Annotated in this window: 17 protein-coding genes and 1 other RNA gene; 10 read left to right on the top strand and 8 right to left on the bottom strand. The window is 63.4% G+C overall.

Features of this window, described 5'->3' with window-relative positions; genetic code table 11:
- Positions 1-68: 68 nt before the first annotated feature.
- The 3 genes from HNO53_RS07905 to HNO53_RS07895 are packed head-to-tail and all read left to right on the top strand — an operon-like array spanning position 69 to position 2246.
- Entirely contained in the window at positions 69-725 is a 657-nt protein-coding gene (locus HNO53_RS07905; protein WP_209477596.1) for an amino acid ABC transporter permease, read from the top strand.
- A gap of 36 nt (positions 726-761) precedes the next feature.
- A complete protein-coding gene (locus tag HNO53_RS07900) occupies positions 762-1415 on the top strand; it encodes an amino acid ABC transporter permease (RefSeq protein ID WP_209477594.1) in 654 nt (217 codons plus the stop codon).
- A gap of 30 nt (positions 1416-1445) precedes the next feature.
- Positions 1446-2246, top strand: a complete 801-nt coding sequence (locus HNO53_RS07895; RefSeq protein WP_338034804.1) for an ATP-binding cassette domain-containing protein — start codon at positions 1446-1448, stop codon at positions 2244-2246.
- Positions 2247-2365: 119 nt separating this feature from the next.
- Here HNO53_RS07895 and HNO53_RS07890 read toward each other — a convergent pair whose 3' ends face one another.
- A complete protein-coding gene (locus HNO53_RS07890) occupies positions 2366-2671 on the bottom strand; it encodes a hypothetical protein (RefSeq protein WP_209477592.1) in 306 nt (101 codons plus the stop codon).
- 270 nt (positions 2672-2941) lie between these two features.
- Positions 2942-3038, bottom strand: an RNA gene (ffs, locus tag HNO53_RS07885) — signal recognition particle sRNA small type.
- Between the two features lie 194 nt (positions 3039-3232).
- On the opposite strand from ffs, the gene HNO53_RS07880 reads away from it, so the two are divergent.
- On the top strand, positions 3233-4456 hold the full coding sequence (locus HNO53_RS07880; protein ID WP_209477590.1) for an ATP-grasp domain-containing protein: 1224 nt from the start codon (positions 3233-3235) through the stop codon (positions 4454-4456).
- 43 nt (positions 4457-4499) lie between these two features.
- Positions 4500-6551, top strand: coding sequence for a transporter permease (locus HNO53_RS07875; protein WP_209477588.1), 2052 nt, complete (start codon positions 4500-4502; stop codon positions 6549-6551).
- On the opposite strand, the gene HNO53_RS07870 is transcribed toward HNO53_RS07875, so the two are convergent.
- The gene (locus HNO53_RS07870; RefSeq protein ID WP_242597574.1) at positions 6545-7576 is read right to left on the bottom strand and encodes an AbrB family transcriptional regulator; all 1032 of its coding nucleotides are present in this window, start codon (positions 7574-7576) and stop codon (positions 6545-6547) included. The genes HNO53_RS07875 and HNO53_RS07870 overlap by 7 nt on opposite strands.
- Positions 7577-7655: 79 nt before the next feature.
- Here HNO53_RS07870 and HNO53_RS07865 point away from each other — a divergent pair, with 79 nt between their 5' ends.
- Entirely contained in the window at positions 7656-8420 is a 765-nt protein-coding gene (locus HNO53_RS07865; protein ID WP_209477584.1) for a TlyA family RNA methyltransferase, read from the top strand.
- Between the two features lie 5 nt (positions 8421-8425).
- Here the strand turns inward: HNO53_RS07865 and mscK are convergent, their stop codons facing one another.
- Positions 8426-11833: a mechanosensitive channel MscK gene (gene mscK, locus HNO53_RS07860; protein ID WP_209478568.1), complete on the bottom strand. Its 3408-nt coding sequence runs from the start codon at positions 11831-11833 to the stop codon at positions 8426-8428.
- A gap of 262 nt (positions 11834-12095) precedes the next feature.
- Here mscK and HNO53_RS07855 point away from each other — a divergent pair, with 262 nt between their 5' ends.
- The 4 genes from HNO53_RS07855 (at position 12096) to HNO53_RS07840 (ending at position 14273) form a co-directional block, all read left to right on the top strand.
- On the top strand, positions 12096-13157 hold the full coding sequence (locus HNO53_RS07855; protein ID WP_209477582.1) for a phospholipase A: 1062 nt from the start codon (positions 12096-12098) through the stop codon (positions 13155-13157).
- 90 nt (positions 13158-13247) lie between these two features.
- Positions 13248-13580: an ElaB/YgaM/YqjD family protein gene (locus tag HNO53_RS07850; protein ID WP_209477581.1), complete on the top strand. Its 333-nt coding sequence runs from the start codon at positions 13248-13250 to the stop codon at positions 13578-13580.
- A complete protein-coding gene (locus tag HNO53_RS07845; protein ID WP_209477580.1) occupies positions 13580-13981 on the top strand; it encodes a phage holin family protein in 402 nt (133 codons plus the stop codon). The genes HNO53_RS07850 and HNO53_RS07845 overlap by 1 nt, the downstream gene beginning before the upstream one ends.
- Entirely contained in the window at positions 13965-14273 is a 309-nt protein-coding gene (locus HNO53_RS07840) for a YqjK family protein (protein ID WP_209477579.1), read from the top strand. Before HNO53_RS07845 ends, HNO53_RS07840 begins: the two co-directional genes overlap by 17 nt.
- Before the next feature lie 70 nt (positions 14274-14343).
- Here HNO53_RS07840 and HNO53_RS07835 read toward each other — a convergent pair whose 3' ends face one another.
- The 4 genes from HNO53_RS07835 to HNO53_RS07820 all read right to left on the bottom strand — a co-directional run bounded on the left by HNO53_RS07835 (position 14344) and on the right by HNO53_RS07820 (position 18695).
- Positions 14344-14994, bottom strand: a complete 651-nt coding sequence (locus tag HNO53_RS07835) for a hypothetical protein (RefSeq protein ID WP_209477578.1) — start codon at positions 14992-14994, stop codon at positions 14344-14346.
- 63 nt (positions 14995-15057) lie between these two features.
- On the bottom strand, positions 15058-16023 hold the full coding sequence (egtD, locus tag HNO53_RS07830) for an L-histidine N(alpha)-methyltransferase (protein ID WP_209477577.1): 966 nt from the start codon (positions 16021-16023) through the stop codon (positions 15058-15060).
- 1 nt (position 16024) lies between these two features.
- Positions 16025-17338 carry an ergothioneine biosynthesis protein EgtB gene (gene egtB, locus HNO53_RS07825; RefSeq protein ID WP_209477575.1) on the bottom strand — a complete coding sequence of 438 codons (1314 nt, stop codon included), beginning with the start codon at positions 17336-17338 and terminating at the stop codon, positions 16025-16027.
- Between the two features lie 142 nt (positions 17339-17480).
- Positions 17481-18695 (bottom strand): BaiN/RdsA family NAD(P)/FAD-dependent oxidoreductase, encoded by a 1215-nt coding sequence (locus tag HNO53_RS07820; RefSeq protein WP_209477574.1) that lies wholly within the window; start codon positions 18693-18695, stop codon positions 17481-17483.
- Positions 18696-18832 lie beyond the last annotated feature (137 nt).

Below are 18832 nucleotides of genomic sequence, written 5' to 3'. Positions count from 1 at the left end.
ACCGGCAGGGTAGAAAACCCTGCCGGTCCTAGCCTTTCCGGATCACAACAATAGGGCAAATGGAGCTCATGGATATCAATCTGATGATGGAAATCACGCCGCTGCTGATAAAGGCGGCCTGGATAACCATCGATATATCGGCACGAGGCCTGTTCTTCGGTTTCTTCATCGCCTCCGCCCTGGTTGCAATGCGCAGCTCACGCTTTTTCCCGATTCGGTCGCTTGCTCGCGCCTATGTCAGCGTGGTGCGCGGCACCCCCTATTTCGTACAGCTGCTGCTGGTCTTCTACGGCGGGCCCGCGATCGGTCTGCGCCTGGATCCTTTCACCTGTGGCGTGGTGGTCGGTGCCTTCAATATCGGCGCTTACATGAGCGAAGCCATTCGCGGCGCCATCGAATCGGTCGACAGCGGCCAGAACGAGGCCTCGCGCTCGCTGGGGTTCGGTCGCTTCGCCACGCTGCAGCATATCATCCTGCCCCAGTCGGCGGGCCTGATGATCCGCTCCATCGGCGTACTGGCCATCATCCTGGTCAAGAACTCTTCGCTGGTATCCATCATCTCGGTGGTCGAGCTGACCTACCAGGCCCAGCGCCTGATCGGCTCCACGTACAAGCCGTTGGAGGTATTCACGTTGAGTGCCCTGATGTACATCGTCATCATCTACGCGGTCATGGGCCTCGTCGAGTTTCTCTATCGTCGCGCCACGCGTTACACCTATCTGTAGCGCCTCCGGGCCATGGCATCACCAAGGTAAGTTCTCATGGAATTCAACTTCGCTCCCGTCATTACTTATTTCCCGACGCTGATCAAAGGCGTGGGCGCCACGCTGCTGATTGGCCTGGTCGTCGCCCTCCTGTCGATCATCGGGGGACAGATCGTGGCGGTGATCACGCTATACACGCGCAAGGCCGTTAACTGGCCGCTGCGCTTCTTCATCTGGCTCTTCATGACCACACCGCTGCTGCTGCAGCTTTACTTCCTCTATTTCGGACTTGGGCAGTGGGTATTGATTCCTGCGGTAGCGGTCGGCGTTCTGGGTCTCGGCTTTCACTACATGGCCTACAATGCCGATATTTTTCTTGCCACCATCAAGTCGGTTTCGAAAGGCCAATATGAAGCGTCGCGCTCTCTGGGCTTCGGCCATGTCGCCACGCTCTTCCACATAATCCTGCCGCAGGCGTTCTATCGCGCCATTCCCCAGCTTGGCAACAACATGATCATCATGGTCAAGGACATCTCTGTGCTCTCCGCCATCGGCATCGCCGAGCTGGTCTACCTGTCGCAGTACGCCATCAGCGTGACCTTCCGACCCTTCGAGTTCTATATCACGATCGCGGTGATCTATTACCTGATCAATATCTTGATGGAAAGCGGCCAGTCATGGGTAGAACGTCGTGCCGCTGCACGCCGTTGATATCCAGCCCTTCCCCAACGAGGACCTGACATGACAACAGCAACGACAGACACTCCCATGGTGGAGCTCAAAGGGGTCAAGAAGCGATTCGGCGACCTGGAAGTACTCAAGGGAATCGATCTCAAGGTGGAACGCGGCAAGATCGTCTCCATCATCGGCCCGTCGGGATCGGGCAAGAGCACCCTACTGCGCTCGATCAACAATCTGGAGGAGATCGATGAAGGCAGCATTCTGCTCGACGGCGTACAGGTCAATCGGCCGGATCTGAAGGGCCTGGCCTACGAGCGGCACATCAACCATATTCGTCAGAACATGGGCATGGTGTTTCAGCACTTCAATCTGTTTCCCCACCTCTCGACGCTGGAAAACGTGACGCTGGCGCCGAGAAAGCTGAAAGGCATGGATGCCAGAAGCGCGCGTGACCTGGGCCTGGAACTGCTGGAGCGGGTCGGCCTGGCGGACAAGGCCTCGGCCTACCCCAACTCACTCTCGGGCGGGCAGAAGCAGCGCGTCGCCATCGCTCGCGCCCTGGCCATGCGCCCCAAGGTGATGCTGTTCGACGAGGCGACGTCAGCCCTCGATCCCGAACTGGTGGAAGAGGTGAACCAGGTCATGAAAGGGCTCGCCGAAGAACACATGACCATGCTCATCGTGACCCACGAGATGGCCTTCGCCCGGGACGTCTCCGACTGGGCCATGTTCATGGATGGGGGCGTCGTGGTGGAGGAGAATACGCCCGATCGCTTGTTCACCAACCCCGACCAGGAGCGCACCTGCCATTTCCTGCGCAAGCACCTGGGAAACCAGGCGTCGGCACAAATGCCCTCCTAGGCAACGTTCGCTCCTGGGCCCTCCCTTCCGGGCCCATCTCAGCGGCACTAACGCAGAGAGGAGGCCGGTGGCCTCCTCTCTCGTCCTGCCCGTGCTCCCTCAGTGCCCACCGGGCGGGCTCATGCGCAGTCGGCTGCCCCTTCGCCGAACATGTCGAACAGCAGCTCGCGCCCCATGGCGGTCAGCACGAAGCGGCCCTGCTCGTTGTAAACGGCGGCCTCGCTGCTCTCCAGCACGCGTTGACAGGCACGCCACTCCTGAGAGGCTTCGCGCAGCTGGCGCAGAGCACGGCTGTCGAGCCCACGGAAAGGAATGGAGATGGTTTCCAGCACATGGCCCTGCTGGTAGAGCAGAAAGGCAGCGCTCGATAGACACTGACGCAGGCTGCGCTGGATATCGGCATTGGGCGTGGTGTCGATCTGCATGTCAGCCGTCTCTCCAAGAATTTTGCTGCGCTGCATATTAACACTTAAGTCGATATCGACCAAGGTCTAACACACGAAGGCAAACGCGGCTGCCGACGAGCACACCCGCGCCGGCAGGATGAAAAACGGGTAACGCCATGCAGGCCGATGTCGACGATGGGGGTCAAAAGGTAAGAAGGAAGGTGCCGTATCGCCGGAGTCGCGGAGTCGCGGAGTCGAGTCGCAGCAAGAAAGAGAGGGGAAAAAATGCCAGGGCAGAAATGGAGGCGGCCCCGACAGCCACATCCCGGCACACGCGGCCACCACTACCGTTGCTCCCTTCCGGGCCTGGCGGGGTTTGCGGTTTAGCGTTGCGGGAGGACCGACGAGGCCACCACGACACGAAGCCATCAGCTTCGAACTCGGCGCTGCATCAATGGCTTGCCGAGTGCGCGTGCACTATACCAGCGGCACCGTAAGGCAGCAAGAGGCGACTGCCGCCCTGTTGAGCCGCGACAAATCGGCTAGGGTTAAGGGTAGTAAGGAGCAAGGGAGAATAGCCTGACCCCACGGAGGTGCTGCATGAAGAAGAATCCCGACAAGGGTTACATCGCATTGCTCGGTTGGAGCCTCAACGCCATCGAGGCCGCCGAGAACTTCGATCGCCGCTATCTGGTGGTCGCCCCGGAGTGGGCGGAAGAGTATTGCCAGAAACATGACATTCCTTACATTCCCTGGAATTTCGAGCGGCTCAACGATCGCTCCATGGAAATCGCCGAAACGCTGAAGGAGACAGGCGTGAACGTGGCGATTCCTTTGTTCGAGGAAACCGTCGAGTGGGCCGGAGCCATCAACTCGGTGCTGCTCGACAGCCCACGCCTCTATGGGCAATCGCTGCTGCTGCGCGACAAGGCGCTGATGAAGCGTCGCGCCCAGCTCGGCGGCATTCGCGTGGGCATCTTCGAAGAAGCCCACGACAAGGGCGACGTCATCCGCTTTCTCAAGCGCGTCAACCAGACCCTGCTCAAGCTCGACGGCGACCCCAACGACCCGATCCACCTCAAGGCGTTCGACAAGGCCGGCTGTCTGGGTCATCGGGTGATCCGCACACCGGACGAGGTCGATACCATTCCCGACGAGGAGTTCCCGGTGCTGATGGAGTCACACCTGGACGGCTGGGAGTTCGCCGTCGAGGCATGGATCCACGACGGCAAGATCGCCTTCCTCAATATCTCGGAATACGTCACCCTGGGGTATTCGGTGTTCGTTCCCGCCTCCCCGGAGCTCGAACAGTATCGGCCCCAGATCGAAGCGCAGATCAAGAAGCTGATCAAGGCGTTCGACATCGAGTTCGGTCTGATCCACCCGGAGTACTTCGTCACCAGCGACGGCGAGATGTACTTTGGCGAGGTCGCCTACCGCCCGCCCGGCTTCAAGGTGTTCGAGTTGCTCGAGAGGGTGTACGGCTTCAATGCCTATCAGGCCAGCATGCTGGTATTCGACCCCAAGAGTACCGCCGAGGAGGTCAAAGCCTTCTTCCCGCGGGAGGTGGAGGATGCCAAGTGCTACGCCGGCTGTTTCGGCGTCTACCCCCGTCGCCGCGTGGTCAGCCGCCTGGAGATACCCGAAGAGGTCGAGGACGACCCCTATTTCGAGTCTCACGAGCTCACGCCGCCGATGGAGGAGACGGTTACCAAGCGCACCGCCTTCGGTACCCACTGGGGGCTGGTCTACTTCAAGGGAGACGACCCACACAAGCTACGGGACCTGCTCAAGCACCAGGAAGAGCTTGATTTCTACGTCTGAGCAAGGCGTCATGGAGACGACGATCTGAAAGCAAGGAGACCGCGTGGCCACCAACCGCCACACGCAGGATAACGGCCAGCCCCCGGCGAGCGACGACAAGTTGCAGGGTCTGCTGGCTCACCTCGACGAGGCGATCGCTCTGCTCGGCGAAGCGCGAGATTTTGCCAAGCCGGGCAAGCTCCCCCGCGTGCTGGATACTGCGCGTCGTGTGCTGCTCCAGCCCAGCGGGGCCGCAGCCTTGGAGAGCCGTGCCCAGGCACTGGAAGAAGCTGGCGTGTTCCAGGATTCGGACTGGGCCACACCGCAGTACCTGCTGCCCTATCTGACCACCTATTCGCTCAAGAGCGCGGACGCCAACACGCTGGTGATCGAAGCCTTGAGCGAGCTGCGACTGCTGGCGGTGGCACAGGGCGACTATCCGCACCCTCTGGTTTCTGCCGAGCAGGCCCACCACTACCTGACCCAAGTGATGGCGCTCAACCTGTGGCTGCTATTCAGCACCCCCAGTGAGGCAGAGCGGGAAACCCAGGGCCGACTGGCACAGATTCCCCGCCATCTCTTTCAACACCTGGCCGCGCGCATCGGCTATGAGCATATCATCGACAAGCTCATCGAAGAGATCTGGCGCATCCTCCAGCAGCGCCCCATCCAGGTCGACTCGGTCAAGCAGATGATCACCCAGATCGCCATCTGCCAGGCCGATCCCGATATCGACCTGGGCACCAGCGGCCAGGGCGCCGACCGCCTGGTGAGCTCGCTCTACGGGCCATCCCAGGCCAGCCGGGAGGATCCGGGGCTCGAGGTCTACCGTGAACGACTTGCGAGCATGGACAATACCGCCCTGCAGGGCGAGGCCACCGGCTTCGCCCGTGCCATGCACGACACCGGACTGGTATCGCCCTACCACCCGGTGCTGCTGCGACATCTCATCGAGCATAACGATCATCTGCTTGCCGAGGCGCTGGGCCTATCCTCGACCGGGCGCGACTGCCTGATGTGCTATCGGGAGCTGGTGGTCGCCCTGATACGTGGCGCGGTGCACCCTGCCACGCCGCAAGCCGTCTATGGCCTTTCGCTGACGCTGGAGCGAGGCATTCTCTATCAGCCTCCCGTGGCACCCGCACTGTGGCGGCAACTGGGGCTGACGCTGTCGGAGTGGTCCCAGGCACGGCTCAACCTGGCTCTGGGGGAGGCCGTCTCTCCTCGGGCTCGCCTGCTGGAAGGGGTTCTCTGCATGCTCGGCCTGCCACTGGGGGTAGGTCAGGGCAACAACCCGACCTGCCAGTCGGCGCGGGCGCTCTCTATGTGGGCCTATAATGACCCCGATTACCTGCTGCAGATGGTGGCCTGGGCAGCCCGCGACGATGAGATCGTCATGCACTTCGAAGGTCAGGCCATCTCCTCGATGGAGAGCCTAAGCGGCGTGGCCCAGAACCTGCCCATGGATCTCGACCCAGTTTCCCTGATCGTGGTGCCGCATCTCGACCGCATCTATGCCGAGATGGGACGGCGCTGCGCCGATCGCGACGGCGATCCGCACCGCTGGGTCAATCCGGAATTCCACGGCTGGTGGTCGGGCCGGGGCTTTCGCATCAATGTCGACGTCGCCACCGGTCAGTTGCACGATCTGGATGCCTTCCTGCGCCACTTCTACGCCAGCTACCACCCCTATTACAACGGCAACCAGCCGCTCATCCACCCGCAGCCGGCCGGTATCGCCGTGACCGACAGCGCAGCGCGGTTCATCGGCTGGCACGCCATCACCATCCTGCGAGTGTCGCTGGATCCGGCGGATGTGATGCGGGTCTACTTCTACAACCCGAATAATGACAGCGGCCAGGACTGGGGCGATGGCGTGCGCGTCAGTACCGCCGGCAACGGCGAGCGCTTCGGCGAGGCCTCGTTACCCTTCGAGCAGTTCGCCTCGCGTCTCTACATCTTCCATTACGATCCGCTGGAACGCGGCGAACTGGCCCAGATCCGCCAGGAGGAGCTCGACCGGGTGACGCAGTATATCCACCGAAGCTGGGGCGCCAATCGCATTCCCTCGGCGGATTTGCAGGCCGATGCCGGCCCGCGACCGCAGGATTACTGATCGAGGCGACTTGACAGCCAGCGTGCCCAGAACGGGGCGAACACCATGAGCGCCACCATGCGCAGCAGATGGTGAAAGGCCACGAACACCGGGTCGAGGTCCAGCGCCACGGCCAAGATCGCCATCTCGCCGATTCCACCGGGCGCCAGCGCCAGCAGCGCCACGTCACGCGGCACGTCGACCCAGCGGTGAATCAGCTCAGCAAAGCCGGCCAGCACCGCCAGTGCCACCAGGGTCGCAACGAAGGCTTCGAAAAGGTAGCGCCCCAGACGCGCCGAGGAGAGCCCGCGAAAGCGTGATCCGATGGCACAGCCCAGCACCCACAGCATCAGGTTCATGCTCACATCCGGCAGGCTGAGGCTGGCGATGTCGAGGCCGGAGAGCACCCCCGCGAAGAGCAGCGGGGCCAGCAGCGTCGGCGTGGGCAACCGCAGCCGGCGCCCCACCGGGAAAAGCAGCGGCAATGCCAATAGCATCCAGGGGGAGGTAAGCTCGCCGTCCACGGCGGCAGCCACCTCGGCACCGCTGGCGCCCTCGTAGAACCAGAACAGCGGCGGCAAGATCAGTACCACCAGCACCACTCGCAGCGACTGGGCGATGGCAATGCGCCGCGGGTCGCCGCCGCACGTCTCGCCCATCATAATCATCGCCGTCATGGCGCCGGGTGCCGACGCGAACCAGGCGCTCACCGAATCGAAGCCGCAACGCCGGTACCAAGCCGCTGCCGCCGCCGTCGAGGCGGCCACCCCGAGCAGCAGCAACGCGGCAGAGAGCGGCCAGTCCAGTACGCGTTCGGCCAGCTGCGGCGTCACTTGGCTTCCCAACACCAGGCCGAGCACGCCGAGGAAGACCTCTCGCAGCGGCTCGGGAATGCGCACGTCGACGCCTCGGGCGGACACTACCAGATTTGCCGTCAGTGGCCCCAGCATCCAGGCCAGCGGCATGCCAATGAGCTGGAACACAAGCCCACCCACTAACCCGATCGCCAGCGACTTGGCCAGCGCCGTTCCTTCGCTACGATCCACTCGGCTCCCTTCTGTTAACCGGCTAACGAAATCAGTATGCCATAATGCACGCCTTGTTTTTGGACGCCGGAGACATGCCATGCCCCGCCTCGATCAACTGCTCGTTCACCAAGGCCTGGTTCGTTCGCGCACGCGGGCACAGCGGCTCATCCGCCATGGTCGGGTGAGCCTGGCGGAGACCGGGCGGGTGCTGCACAAGCCGGGCGAGAAGCTGCCCGAGGAGACACGTCTGGTAGTTTCCGAGGATGCCGAGGAGCGCTATGTCTCACGCGCGGGCTTGAAATTGGAGGCACTGATCGAAGCCCTGGGAATGACGCTCGAAGGCAGGCTGGTACTCGACGTGGGCCAGTCCACCGGCGGTTTCACCGATTGCGCCCTGGCCTACGGTGCACGCCATGTGATAGGCATCGAAGTGGGCCATGACCAGTTGGACACCGATCTGCGCGACGATCCTCGCGTGACCTGCCTGGAAGGGATCAACGCCCGCACCATGGCCAGCGACCCTCGCCTGCGCGAGGCACTCATTAGCCTCGGCGTCACGGCCCCCGATCTTGCGGTGATGGATGTCTCCTTCATCTCCCAGAGGCTGATCCTGCCGCAGCTTGCCACCCTGCTGCGTCCGGGCGGCGAGCTGCTGAGCCTGGTCAAACCTCAGTTCGAGGTCGGGCCGGGTGGCGTCAATGCACGCGGCATCGTCACCGACCCCCGGCGCTACGACGATGTGGAAACCGCGATCCGCGCCTGCTGTGCCGAGCAGAACTTGGCGATACGGCATTGGCAGGAAAGCCCGATCACCGGCGGCGACGGTAACCGCGAATTCCTGCTCCACGCGGTGAAGGGCTGACAACCTCAGCGGCCGCCGTCGTCTCCTCCTCCATCAATCTCGATATCCCCCGGGTCGCCGCTCGCCCCGGGGGGCGGGAATGATTCCCGGCCACCGTCGGCAGGCCTCACTGTCTGCACCTTCTTCTGCATCTCGCCATCGGCGCGATGCAGCCAGACATCGAGCTGGTTGAAGGCGATATCGATGCCGTATTCGTCAAACAGCTCGCCGACTCGACTGTTGATCTCGTCGGTGGCGAACAGACGGTCGCCGAGCGAATTGACGAAAACACGCAGCTCGAAGGTCAGCGTGCTCTCGCCGTAGTTCATGAAGAACACTTGCGGCTCGGGGTCACCCAGCACCCGTGGGTTCTCGTCGGCGACCTGACGCAGCAGTCGGTGCACCAGGCGCTGGTCCGAACCGTAGGCAACACCGAAGGAGAGGACGACCCGGGTGATGGTGTCCGACAACGACCAGTTGATCAGCTGATCGGTGACGAAGGTCTTGTTGGGGATGATGATCTCCTTGCGGTCGAAGTCGGTCACCGTAGTGGCGCGGATGCGGATCCGGCTCACCGTGCCGGTGAGGTTGCCCAGGGTAATGGTGTCGCCGATGCGCACCGGCCGTTCGAACAGGATGATCAGGCCCGAGACGAAGTTGGCGAAGATCTCCTGCAGACCGAAGCCCAGACCCACACCCAGCGCCGCCACCAGCCACTGCAACTGGCTCCATGCCACCCCCAGAGTGGCCAACGCCGCGACCAGCCCGGTACCGACGATGGTGTAGGAGAGCAGTGTCGAAATGGCGTAGGCGCTGCCCTGCTTGAGCTCCAGCCGCGACAGCACCATCACCTCGAGCAGCCCCGGCAGGTTGCGCGCCATCACCAGTGTCAGCACGACGATCAGAGCCGCGGTGAAGATATCGGCGACCGATAGCGCATTGGTGACGAGCTCCGAGCCGGCCCCTTCGCCGGCCTCCCAGATCGCGATGTCGTTCAGATAGCCCAGTACCGTGAGCAGGTCGGTCCACACCAGGTAAAGCAGCAAGGCAAAGCCGATCAGCAGCAGCAGCTTGGAGAGACGCAGTGACTGCTGGTTGATCTGCTCCATGTCCAGCGGCGGCTCTTCGACCACTTCGAGACCGCCCTCGGCGCCCTCCTGGGCCTGGGTACGCCGCCGCATCAACGCACGGCGAAAGGCCAATCGGCGTGCCGCCACCGCCAGGCCACGTACCACCGACGCCTCGACCAGGATCCACATCGCCAAGAGATACAGCGTGATGACGAAGCGGCCGACCAGGCTCAGGGCGGTATATTCGAAGCCGGATACGATCAGCCCCACCAGCACCAGCGGCACGGCAGCCATCAGCAAGCCCAATATCAGGCGGAACAGCTTGACGCCGAAGAAGGGCGTATGCGCCAGGATCAACCGAGCCAGCAGAACGCTCATCGCAAGCAGCCCGGTCAGCAGCAGCGTCAGCGCGATGGGCCGCGTGGTCAGGCTGATTTCGCCATCGCGAGCCAGTGCTGAAATCAGCAGTACGGGTACCAGAGCCACGCCGAGCCAGCCGAGCAGCCAGCGTAGCCGCGAGACGTAGCCCGACGGCCAATAGAAATGCTTGGTGGCCACCCCGTCGCGCACCAGCAGACGCCGCGACCAGGCCAGGAAGGCCCAGGCCAGGGCCAGATGCAGGAAGGCCTGCCCCAGGCCCGAGGCGATCCCCGACTCTATGGCATCGAGCGAGACCCCGACGCCCGCCAGAGTCAGCGGCCCCGGCAAGGCCAGCAAGGCGTTGAGCGCAACCGCGAGCGGCGTGTGCGCCTGGGAGTCACTGCGCAGCCTGCCGATCTGCTCATGCAGCACGGTCAGCCGACGCTGTACGCGGCGCCGTAGCCCCAGCAGCACGACCGCCAACAGCACGAAGGGCGCCCCGGCCAGAGCCTCCCCCCCTGGCAAACGCCAGTGCACCGGCAATACCTCGCGCCACTCGCCCTGCTGCCATTCGGACGTCAAATTGGCGGGCAGTTGGCGAAACCAGGCCAGATCCAGCGGACGGGTATTGGCAATCCAGAACAGCTGCTCGTCGATGGTCGTACGTAGCTCGCGCGACGTGTCCAGCAGTTGCTGCTGGTTGAGCTGCAGCTCGATCGCCGCACTCAACAGGCCGCCATAGGTCTGCTCGAGCTGATCGACGAGCTGGCGACGCGAGTGATAGAGCCCCTGCAACGACTCCACCAGCGCTTCGCTGACTTCGACGCCGGCCTCTTCGAGGCGTTGGTTGGCCAAGCGCTCGCTCTGGCGCAGGGAGTCGCGCTGGCGCACCAGGTCGAACTGACGCAGACGCAGATCGGCGATCTCGTCCTGCAGGTTACGCCTTGCATCGACCTGAGGCAGCGAGCGGCGCTGCTCACGCAGGATACGCGAGAGCAACAGGCTGCCGCGTATCGCCTCGATCTGCTCGTTGAGGCTACGCTCGAGCTGGCGAACGTGATCGAGCTGGCTGCGAATCGCCAGGCTCTCGCGCACCAGGCCATTGTGGCGATCGTTGGCCCGCAGCAGTTCGAGGCTCAGCTCGCGATTGACCTGCTGGGCGCGTTCGAGCACCGGATGGCCCGCCTCGAGCAGCGGGTCGTCTCTGGCAGCATCGGCAATCGCCTGTTCCGTAGCGATGCGGCGCTTACGATCGATCACGCTCTGCAGCAGCGTCAGTTCGGCTTCCTGGCGTGCGATCTGCTGGGTCAACAGGTCGCGCCGTTGCTGCGCCAGTTCGCGCAGCCGCGTGTTGCTGCCCAGCTCGCGCTGGCGCAGGCGCAGCGTGCGCTCGGCCAGGCGCCGTTCGACCTCGAGCTGCCATAGCTGGGGAGAATCGTCACTCACCCCCTGCCCTTCCAGCGCGTCGAGCGACCGGCGCGTCCGTTCGACGGTCTGCATCGCTTCGGCAATGGCCTGCTGGGCACGCTCCGGCAGGGTCTGGGCGGAAAGCAGGCGGGCGTTCACATCGGCCAGACGATCCTGTTGTTGCTGCAGCTCGAAGACCGCTTCCTGATGGCGATATTCCAGCTCATCCAGCGGTATATCGTCGAGCTCGGCGATGGTGCGATCGAGTGCCGCCTCCTCCTCCTCGAGAATCTCCCGTTCCAGGCGAAGCAGTTCAGCGGGGGCCTCCTCCAGCCGCTGCTCCAAGGCTTCGAGCTGCTCCTCTACACCCTGCAACTGCTCGAGGCTGCTGAGCGTGGCTTGCAGCGCGTCGATATCGCGCTGCTCGGCCTCGGTGGCGCTCGTACCCTCCTCGGGTTGCAGCTCCGCCAGGCGTTCCTCCGCAGCGGCCCGCTCGGGCAGTGCATCCTCTGCCATCACCCGTCCGCAGACAAACAGCAGCAGGAGGCACCATACGATATAACGCCAGGGTGACCGGCCGGCCCGGCATCGATGCATGCAATAAGGCAATTCGTTCACTCTTGCTCTCTTGATAGGGCTCCCGTGGGAGGGCTCATGCGCTCATGCCTGGAAGCGCTCTTCGCTTCCAGCCGATTCTCGGCCCGGAAGTCCCGCATGGCAATGGAAAGACCGTGGCTTCCCCGTATCGTTCACGATTCGCTTGCCTCTTGCCATGCGGTGTTTTGTGCCGATACGGTTGACTTGCGCCTCCGACATGGTAGAAACGGCGTTCATACACGCTTCCTTCGGTCCCGCTGCCATGATGCTTCGTCGTTCGTCCTCCAAGGTTCTCGTTGCATTGCTGCTGATCGGGTCCGTCGGCAGCGCCATGGCCCAGGATGGCCAGCTCAGCGCTGAAGAACGCGCTGCCATCGAAGCACGCATCGAGACGCTCAGCCAGGAACTGGATACGCTGCGCCAGCAGTTGGCACAGGATCGGTTGCAATCCGGTGAACGGGGCCTCGGTCTTGGCGAGATCATCACCATCGCTTCGGAGCAGGAGCTCGAACCGGTGGAGGAACGTCGTCAACTCGAGCGGGAGTCGTCGCGTAACCCCTTCGCAATCACTACCCATCGGCGCAACTACTTGCTGCCACTGAATTATGATCGTCGCCCGAATGAAGCCGTCTTCGGTGACGTCGATCGCGACGGCACCCCCGACCGCGCCGAGGTCAAGTTCCAGTTCAGCGCCAAGTTCAACCTGGTCGAGCGACTCTTCGGCGACCACGGTGGCGATCTCTATTTCGCCTATACCCAGCGCAGCTGGTGGCAGGCCTACAATGCCGACTCCTCTTCGCCCTTCCGCGAGACCAATTACGAGCCGGAAGTCTTCGTCGACTTCGAGAACCGTTGGTCACTGCTCGGCTGGACCAACATCAACAACCGGGTGAGCTTCAATCACCAGTCCAACGGACGCTCCGGTGACATGTCGCGCAGCTGGAACCGTGTGATCCTGGAATCAACATTTCTCAACGACGACTGGCTGGTCAGCGTGGCCCCCCATTGGCGTGTCCCCGAATCCGAGGGCGACGACGACAATCCCGATATCGAGCGCTACATGGGCTACGGTACCATCGGGGTGGCTCGGCGCTTCGGCGACAGCGAGCTCGGCGTGGAGTGGCACGGCAATCCCAGTGCCGGCAACATGGGCACGCGAGTGGATTACTCGTGGCCGCTGCACGGCAACATCCGAGGCCACGTGCAGTACTTCTACGGCTATGGCGACAGCATGATCGACTACGATCACCGCACCCAGCGCATCGGCATCGGCTTCAGTCTCAACCCGATCTTCTCGGGCAATGGCGGTCTGTTCCCCGATTGATCCCGGTCAGTGACGCAGCGAAGCGGCGTTGAAGTCGTAGTCGCTAATGCTATGCTGAGCCTGTGAACCCATCGTCAAAGGAAGACTCTCATGGCCTCTCGCACTCCGCATGTCGACGAAACCACCCGTCAGTTGAAGGAAGACCTGCACCAGTTGAGCCATACCATCGAGGAACTGGTCAGTGCCACAGCCGACGATTCGCGCAGCAACGTCAAGGAGCTTCGGGCGCGCGCCGAGAAACGCCTGAAGGATACCCGCGAGCGTCTCGAAGCCCGCGGTGAAAGACTCTACGGCGAAGCCCGCGACAGCCTGCACCATCAGGCCGATGCATGCGATCGCTATGTACACGACAATCCCTGGACCAGTATCGGCATCGGCGCCGCGGTAGGCGTGGTCATCGGCATGCTCATCGGGCGTCGCTGATGGCGTCGAGTGAAGGACCGGTACAGCGCCTGTTCGTCATCGGCAAGCGCCTGCTGGCAAGCCTGGTGGCCACCGGCGAGACACGCCTGCGTCTCGCCGTGCTGGAACTCGAGGAGGAGCGTGCCCGCCTCGCCACCCTGCTGTTGCTGCTGGGCCTGAGCCTGGTGCTGATCCTGCTGGGACTGGGCATGCTCACGCTGCTGGTGGTGGTGCTGTTCTGGGACACCCACCGCCTGGCCGCCATTCTCCTGTGCGCCGCCGTGCTGCTGGCCGGTGGCGGCCTTTCCGCCGTCCTGGCCCTACGCCAGGCCCGACGCCACACCCTGTTGAAGGAAACCTTGACCCAGCTCGCCCTGGATCGACACCTGGTGGAGGAGCAACGCGATGCGCCGCGACAGTAACCGACACCAGGAGCCGTCCCGTTCACAGCGCAAGGCCGAACTCGTCGCCATCATCGAGCAGCAGCGCATCGACATTCTGGTCGCGGCGGAACGCTGGCAACGCACATCGGTATCCCTCGATGCGGGCTGGCAACGCCTGAAACGCTACCGAGCACTGGCATACCTGGCCGGCGGTGCCCTGCTGGTCAGCGGTGCCCGTCATCCCGACTCACTGATGCGCATGATGAAGCGAGCCGCTGCCGGTGGCTTGCTGCTCAGCCGGGCGCGCCAGCTCCTCCGGCAGGTACGCTGAGCTCGGCCATCCTCCCGACGCAACAGCACCGATTATCGACGAATGGCTTCCTCGCCGAGGCCAAACCTTCTCATAGTTGCGCCTCGGCGTGATGACGCCGGTGAGCCACGCCCGGCACCCACTTCATGCAGCTCTCGCCACGCTTGAGCCGCTTCTCGATGAAACGGCGGGTACGACGCTGACCTTCACTGGTGTCGGTGGACCATACCGCCAAGGCCGCCAGGAACAGGCTGGTCAACGCCATCTCCTCTACCTGGGCACGCCGGGTGCCGTAGCGCGCCTCGAGCCTCGCCGCCTCACGCAGCCACTGAACGGTACGCGACAGGTCGAAGACCAGCGGCACCCAGGTATGCGGGTGAGGCAGGTGCGCCTTGGCCTTGAGCATATCGACGGTCACCTGCCGATGCGCTGCGTAGGTATCGAACCAGGCCTGCAGACAATGTTCGATCCGTACCCGCTCCGGCCAGTCATCGAAGGTATCCGGCTTGCCGGCCAGCATGGCGCGCCAACCGCGCTGGAACCAGGCGTTGGACACGTCGTCCATGCCACGAAAGCGCTCGAGTACCACGGACATCGGTAGATCGAGGCTGCGAGCCACCTCTGACAGACGCACCGCACGCCAGCCGTAGATCTCGGCCTGGCGCACGGCCTCGTCGACGACACGGTCGGCAAACGCGCTGCCCTGTGACTCGGAGGAATCCTGAATCGCGATCATGGTCATGACGGGCCCTCTGCTTGCGGCGGGTTCTGTCATGCAGCATAGACTGGTTTCCCATCGGAGCCATCAGACCACACGTTCCAGATAGTGGATGCAGAACAGTGAGTCACGATCGGTCCAGTGTGCCCGTGGCTCGAAGCCGGCACGACCGGCCAGCTCGCGGAAACCGGCAATGCTGTACTTGTAGGAGCTCTCGGTGTGCAGGCTCTCGCCCGCATCGAACTCGACGCGCTCCCCCGCCACGCGGATGGCCTGATCGTAGAGGCTGACCAGGTGCATCTCGATGCGTGAAGCGCTCTCATTGTAGAACGCACGGTGCCGGAAGCCCTGCGGCTCGACCTCTGCCTCGAACTCGTGACGCAAGCGCTGCAGCAAGTTGAGATTGAAGGCAGCGGTGACGCCGGCAGCGTCGTTATACGCAGCATCGAGTATTGCGCGGTCCTTGATCAAATCGACGCCGACGAGCAAGCCCCCACCGGCCGGAAGTAGCCTCGCCAGTCCCTTGAGAAAGCCTTCGGCCTCCTCGGGGGTGAAGTTGCCGATGCTCGAACCGGGGAAGAAGGCCACCGGACGCTCTCCCGCCAGACCTTCCGGCCAGGCCATGGGGCGCGTGAAGTCGGCGCAGGCGGCATGCACCTCGAGCCAGGGATAGTCCACCGCCAGCCGGCGGGTACTCTCGAGAAGGAAGTCGCGTGATATATCCACCCCCAGGTAGCACGCCGGATGCATCGCCTCGAGCAACAGGCGCACCTTGCGGCTAGCGCCGCTGCCCAGCTCGATCAAGGTAGCATCGCGACCCACCACTTCGGCAATATCGGCGGCCGCGGCACGCAAGATCGCCTGCTCGGTTCGGGTAGGGTAGTACTCGGGCTGCTCGCAGATGGCATCGAACAGTTCCGAGCCGCGGCGGTCGTAGAAGAACTTGGGCGATGTGCACTTGGGCGTGGCGGTAAGCCCTTCCAGCAGTTCCTCGCAAAGCGAACCCGCCTCCTCTTGCGGGTGCTGATCGTGAAAGCGTACGAGCGAATCCATGTCAGGCCTCCCTGGCAAGCCGAAAACCGGAGAATGCCCAGCGGGCATGAGGCGGGAAGAAGTTGCGGTAGCTCGGTCGTATGTGGTCGGCCGGCGTAGCGCAGCAGCCCCCACGCAGCACCATCTGCCCGGACATGAACTTGCCGTTGTACTCGCCCAGGGTACCGGGCAAGGGGCGAAAACCGGGATAGGGGCGGTAGGCGCTGCCGGTCCACTCCCAGACGTCGCCATAAAGCTGGCTCGCGGCCTCGAAGCACGGCGACGCAGCTACCGGCTGCAGGTGGTCGCGCTCGACGAAGTTGCCACTCATGGCCGCATCGCGGGCGGCCACCTCCCACTCCGCCTCGCTGGGCAGACGCCCCCCGGCCCAACGAGCGTAGGCATCGGCTTCGAAGAAGCTCACGTGGACCACTGGCGCATGCAAGTCCACCCGACGCAGCCCGCCCAGGGTGAAGTGGTACCACTCGCCGTCACGCCGAACCCAATACAGCGGCGCCTGCCAGCCCTCCTGACCGACCTGCTGCCAGCCATCGGAGAGCCAAAGCTCGGGGCGCGCGTAGCCGCCATCCTCAATGAAGGCCAGGAACTCCGCATTGGTCACAGGACGGTTGGCCAGTTGGAACGCCTCGAGAAACTGGCGATGGACCGGCCCCTCGTTGTCGTAGGCGAAGCCCGATTGCAGGTCATGACCAATCTCACGGATGCCGGCATCATACGCGAGCCAAGTCAGCTCACCGGGTGACTCCGTCGGCGGAGGAGTCAGATCATTGCGATAAGCGGGACACAGCGGGTTCTGCGCCAGGATATGCTTGATATCCATGAGCAGCAGTTCCTGGTGCTGCTGCTCATGATGCAACCCCAGCTCGACACGACGCAGGATCTCATCGGCATGCTCGGGCGGCGGTGATGCCAGCAACTCCGCCATGGCCGTGTCGACATGGGAGCGAAAGCGGTACACATCGGCCACCGTGGGGCGCGACAGCGTGCCGCGTCGGGGCCGTGGGAACGGCACGCCGTGAGTGTCGTAATAGGAGTTGAAGAGGTGATCGTAAACCGGATCGAGCGTTCGGTAGCTAGGCTGGAAGGGGGTGAGAATGAAGGCTTCGAAGAACCAGGTGACGTGGGCGAGATGCCACTTCGGCGGGCTGACGTCATCCATGCTCTGGATCACGTAGTCCTCGGTACAAAGCGGTTCGCAGAGCCGCTCCGAGGCTCTGCGAACGCGCTGGTAGCGTCTCAACCACTCCTTGGCATGCAGCGTATCGAGTGTTTCCAACTGTTGGGAAGCTTCCAACTCGTGAGCTAGCAAGGGCATGGCGCACTCCTTTGACGACCCTCGTTCGGGACGAACCGATTCCCCCAGCGTAGCAATGCCCCTGGGAACGTCCGGTTACATTAAGTAAAGTTTTGTCGCGCCGGCACGACCGCATGGCCGAATGCCGGTTTTGTGGGAGAGGCTAGAGCGCCTGGCCGCAGGCTACGCCCGAGGCCCAGGCCCACTGGAAGTTGTAGCCGCCGAGTTCGCCGGTGACGTCTAGCACTTCGCCGATGAAACGTAGCGGCGGCAGCCCCTCGACGCTGAAATCCTTCGACGAGATCGCGGCGGTGTCGACGCCGCCCATGGTCACCTCGGCGGTACGCCAGCCCTCGGTGCCGGCGGGCTTGAGACGCCAGCGCCCGAGACGCTGCTGCCACGCCTCGATGCGAACATTGGAGAGTTCGGCCAGGACAGGATCCTCGCCATGCCATTCGACCAGTGCCTGGGCCAGGCGGCGCGGCAAGTTCTCGCCGAGCCAGGTGGAAAGCTGGCGGCGCGGCGTCTCATGGCGCGCCGTCGCGAGCGCCTCGCTGACCGAGAGATCCGGCAGCAGGTCTATTTCGAGTTCGTCGCCGGGTTGCCAATAGCTCGATATTTGCAGCATGCCTGGGCCGGAGAGGCCGCGATGAGTGAACAGCATCGGCTCGAGGTAGCGGCGCTCGCGCCCCGGACCGAGGCGCTGGCCGTCACGTACGGCGCTGACCGCCACGTCGCAGGCCACCCCGGCCAGATCGGCCGCTCGCGCCTTCCAACCGGAGGTGAGGGTGAAGGGAACCAGCGCCGGCCGCGTCTCGGTCACCTCCAGGCCGAACTGACGAGCAACCTCGTAACCGAAACCGGTGGCGCCCATGGTGGGTATCGAAAGCCCACCGGTAGCGATCACCACGGCACCGGCTTCGATTCGCCCCAGGGAGGTATCCAGCCGCATGCCTTCACCTGCGGTTTCGATACGCTCGACGGAAGTCTTCATGCGCAATTCCACCCCGGCCCACTCGCATTCGGTGAGCAGCACATCGAGCAGCTCCTTGGCGGAATGGGCGCAGAACAGCTGGCCCGGTGCCTTCTCCACGTAGTCGAGGCCATGTCGCTCCACCAGCTCGACGAAATGGTCCGGGCGGTAGCGCTTCAGCGCCGAAATGCAGAAGCTCGGATTGGCCGAGAAGAAGTTGGCCGGCCCGGTGTCCAGATTGGTGAAGTTACAGCGCCCTCCCCCGGACATCAGAATCTTTTTGCCCGGCTTGTTGGCATGGTCGATCACCAGCACGCGTCGCCCCGCATAGCCCGCCGTGAACGCACACATCAGCCCGGCGGCACCCGCACCGACGATCACGACATCGAACCTTGGAGACGACATGGCTATTCCGTAGGCAGAAAGGAGGCCGATTCTAGCAGAACGGCCCGTCACCCGGCCAAGGCCGCGCTTCCCCCTCCGATCATATTCCTGCGACTTACCGCGCTTGGTTCTTATAATGCTAATTCAGCATTTGGCAT

This window comes from Billgrantia antri, assembly GCF_017868935.1.
Taxonomy (GTDB): Bacteria; Pseudomonadota; Gammaproteobacteria; order Pseudomonadales; family Halomonadaceae; genus Halomonas; species Halomonas antri.
The sequence above is the reverse complement of the archived record's forward strand: the minus strand, read 5'-3'. Positions and strand labels throughout refer to the sequence as shown.

Coding starts and splice junctions, on each gene's coding strand:
- HNO53_RS07905 (WP_209477596.1), top strand. CDS start 69: ATGGATATCAATCTGATGATGGAAATCACGCCGCTGCTGATAAAGGCG.
- HNO53_RS07900 (WP_209477594.1), top strand. CDS start 762: ATGGAATTCAACTTCGCTCCCGTCATTACTTATTTCCCGACGCTGATC.
- HNO53_RS07895 (WP_338034804.1), top strand. CDS start 1,446: ATGACAACAGCAACGACAGACACTCCCATGGTGGAGCTCAAAGGGGTC.
- HNO53_RS07890 (WP_209477592.1), bottom strand. CDS start 2,671: ATGCAGATCGACACCACGCCCAATGCCGATATCCAGCGCAGCCTGCGT.
- HNO53_RS07880 (WP_209477590.1), top strand. CDS start 3,233: ATGAAGAAGAATCCCGACAAGGGTTACATCGCATTGCTCGGTTGGAGC.
- HNO53_RS07865 (WP_209477584.1), top strand. CDS start 7,656: ATGCCCCGCCTCGATCAACTGCTCGTTCACCAAGGCCTGGTTCGTTCG.
- mscK (WP_209478568.1), bottom strand. CDS start 11,833: ATGCATCGATGCCGGGCCGGCCGGTCACCCTGGCGTTATATCGTATGG.
- HNO53_RS07855 (WP_209477582.1), top strand. CDS start 12,096: ATGATGCTTCGTCGTTCGTCCTCCAAGGTTCTCGTTGCATTGCTGCTG.
- HNO53_RS07850 (WP_209477581.1), top strand. CDS start 13,248: ATGGCCTCTCGCACTCCGCATGTCGACGAAACCACCCGTCAGTTGAAG.
- HNO53_RS07845 (WP_209477580.1), top strand. CDS start 13,580: ATGGCGTCGAGTGAAGGACCGGTACAGCGCCTGTTCGTCATCGGCAAG.
- HNO53_RS07840 (WP_209477579.1), top strand. CDS start 13,965: ATGCGCCGCGACAGTAACCGACACCAGGAGCCGTCCCGTTCACAGCGC.
- HNO53_RS07835 (WP_209477578.1), bottom strand. CDS start 14,994: ATGACCATGATCGCGATTCAGGATTCCTCCGAGTCACAGGGCAGCGCG.
- egtD (WP_209477577.1), bottom strand. CDS start 16,023: ATGGATTCGCTCGTACGCTTTCACGATCAGCACCCGCAAGAGGAGGCG.
- egtB (WP_209477575.1), bottom strand. CDS start 17,338: ATGCCCTTGCTAGCTCACGAGTTGGAAGCTTCCCAACAGTTGGAAACA.
- HNO53_RS07820 (WP_209477574.1), bottom strand. CDS start 18,695: ATGTCGTCTCCAAGGTTCGATGTCGTGATCGTCGGTGCGGGTGCCGCC.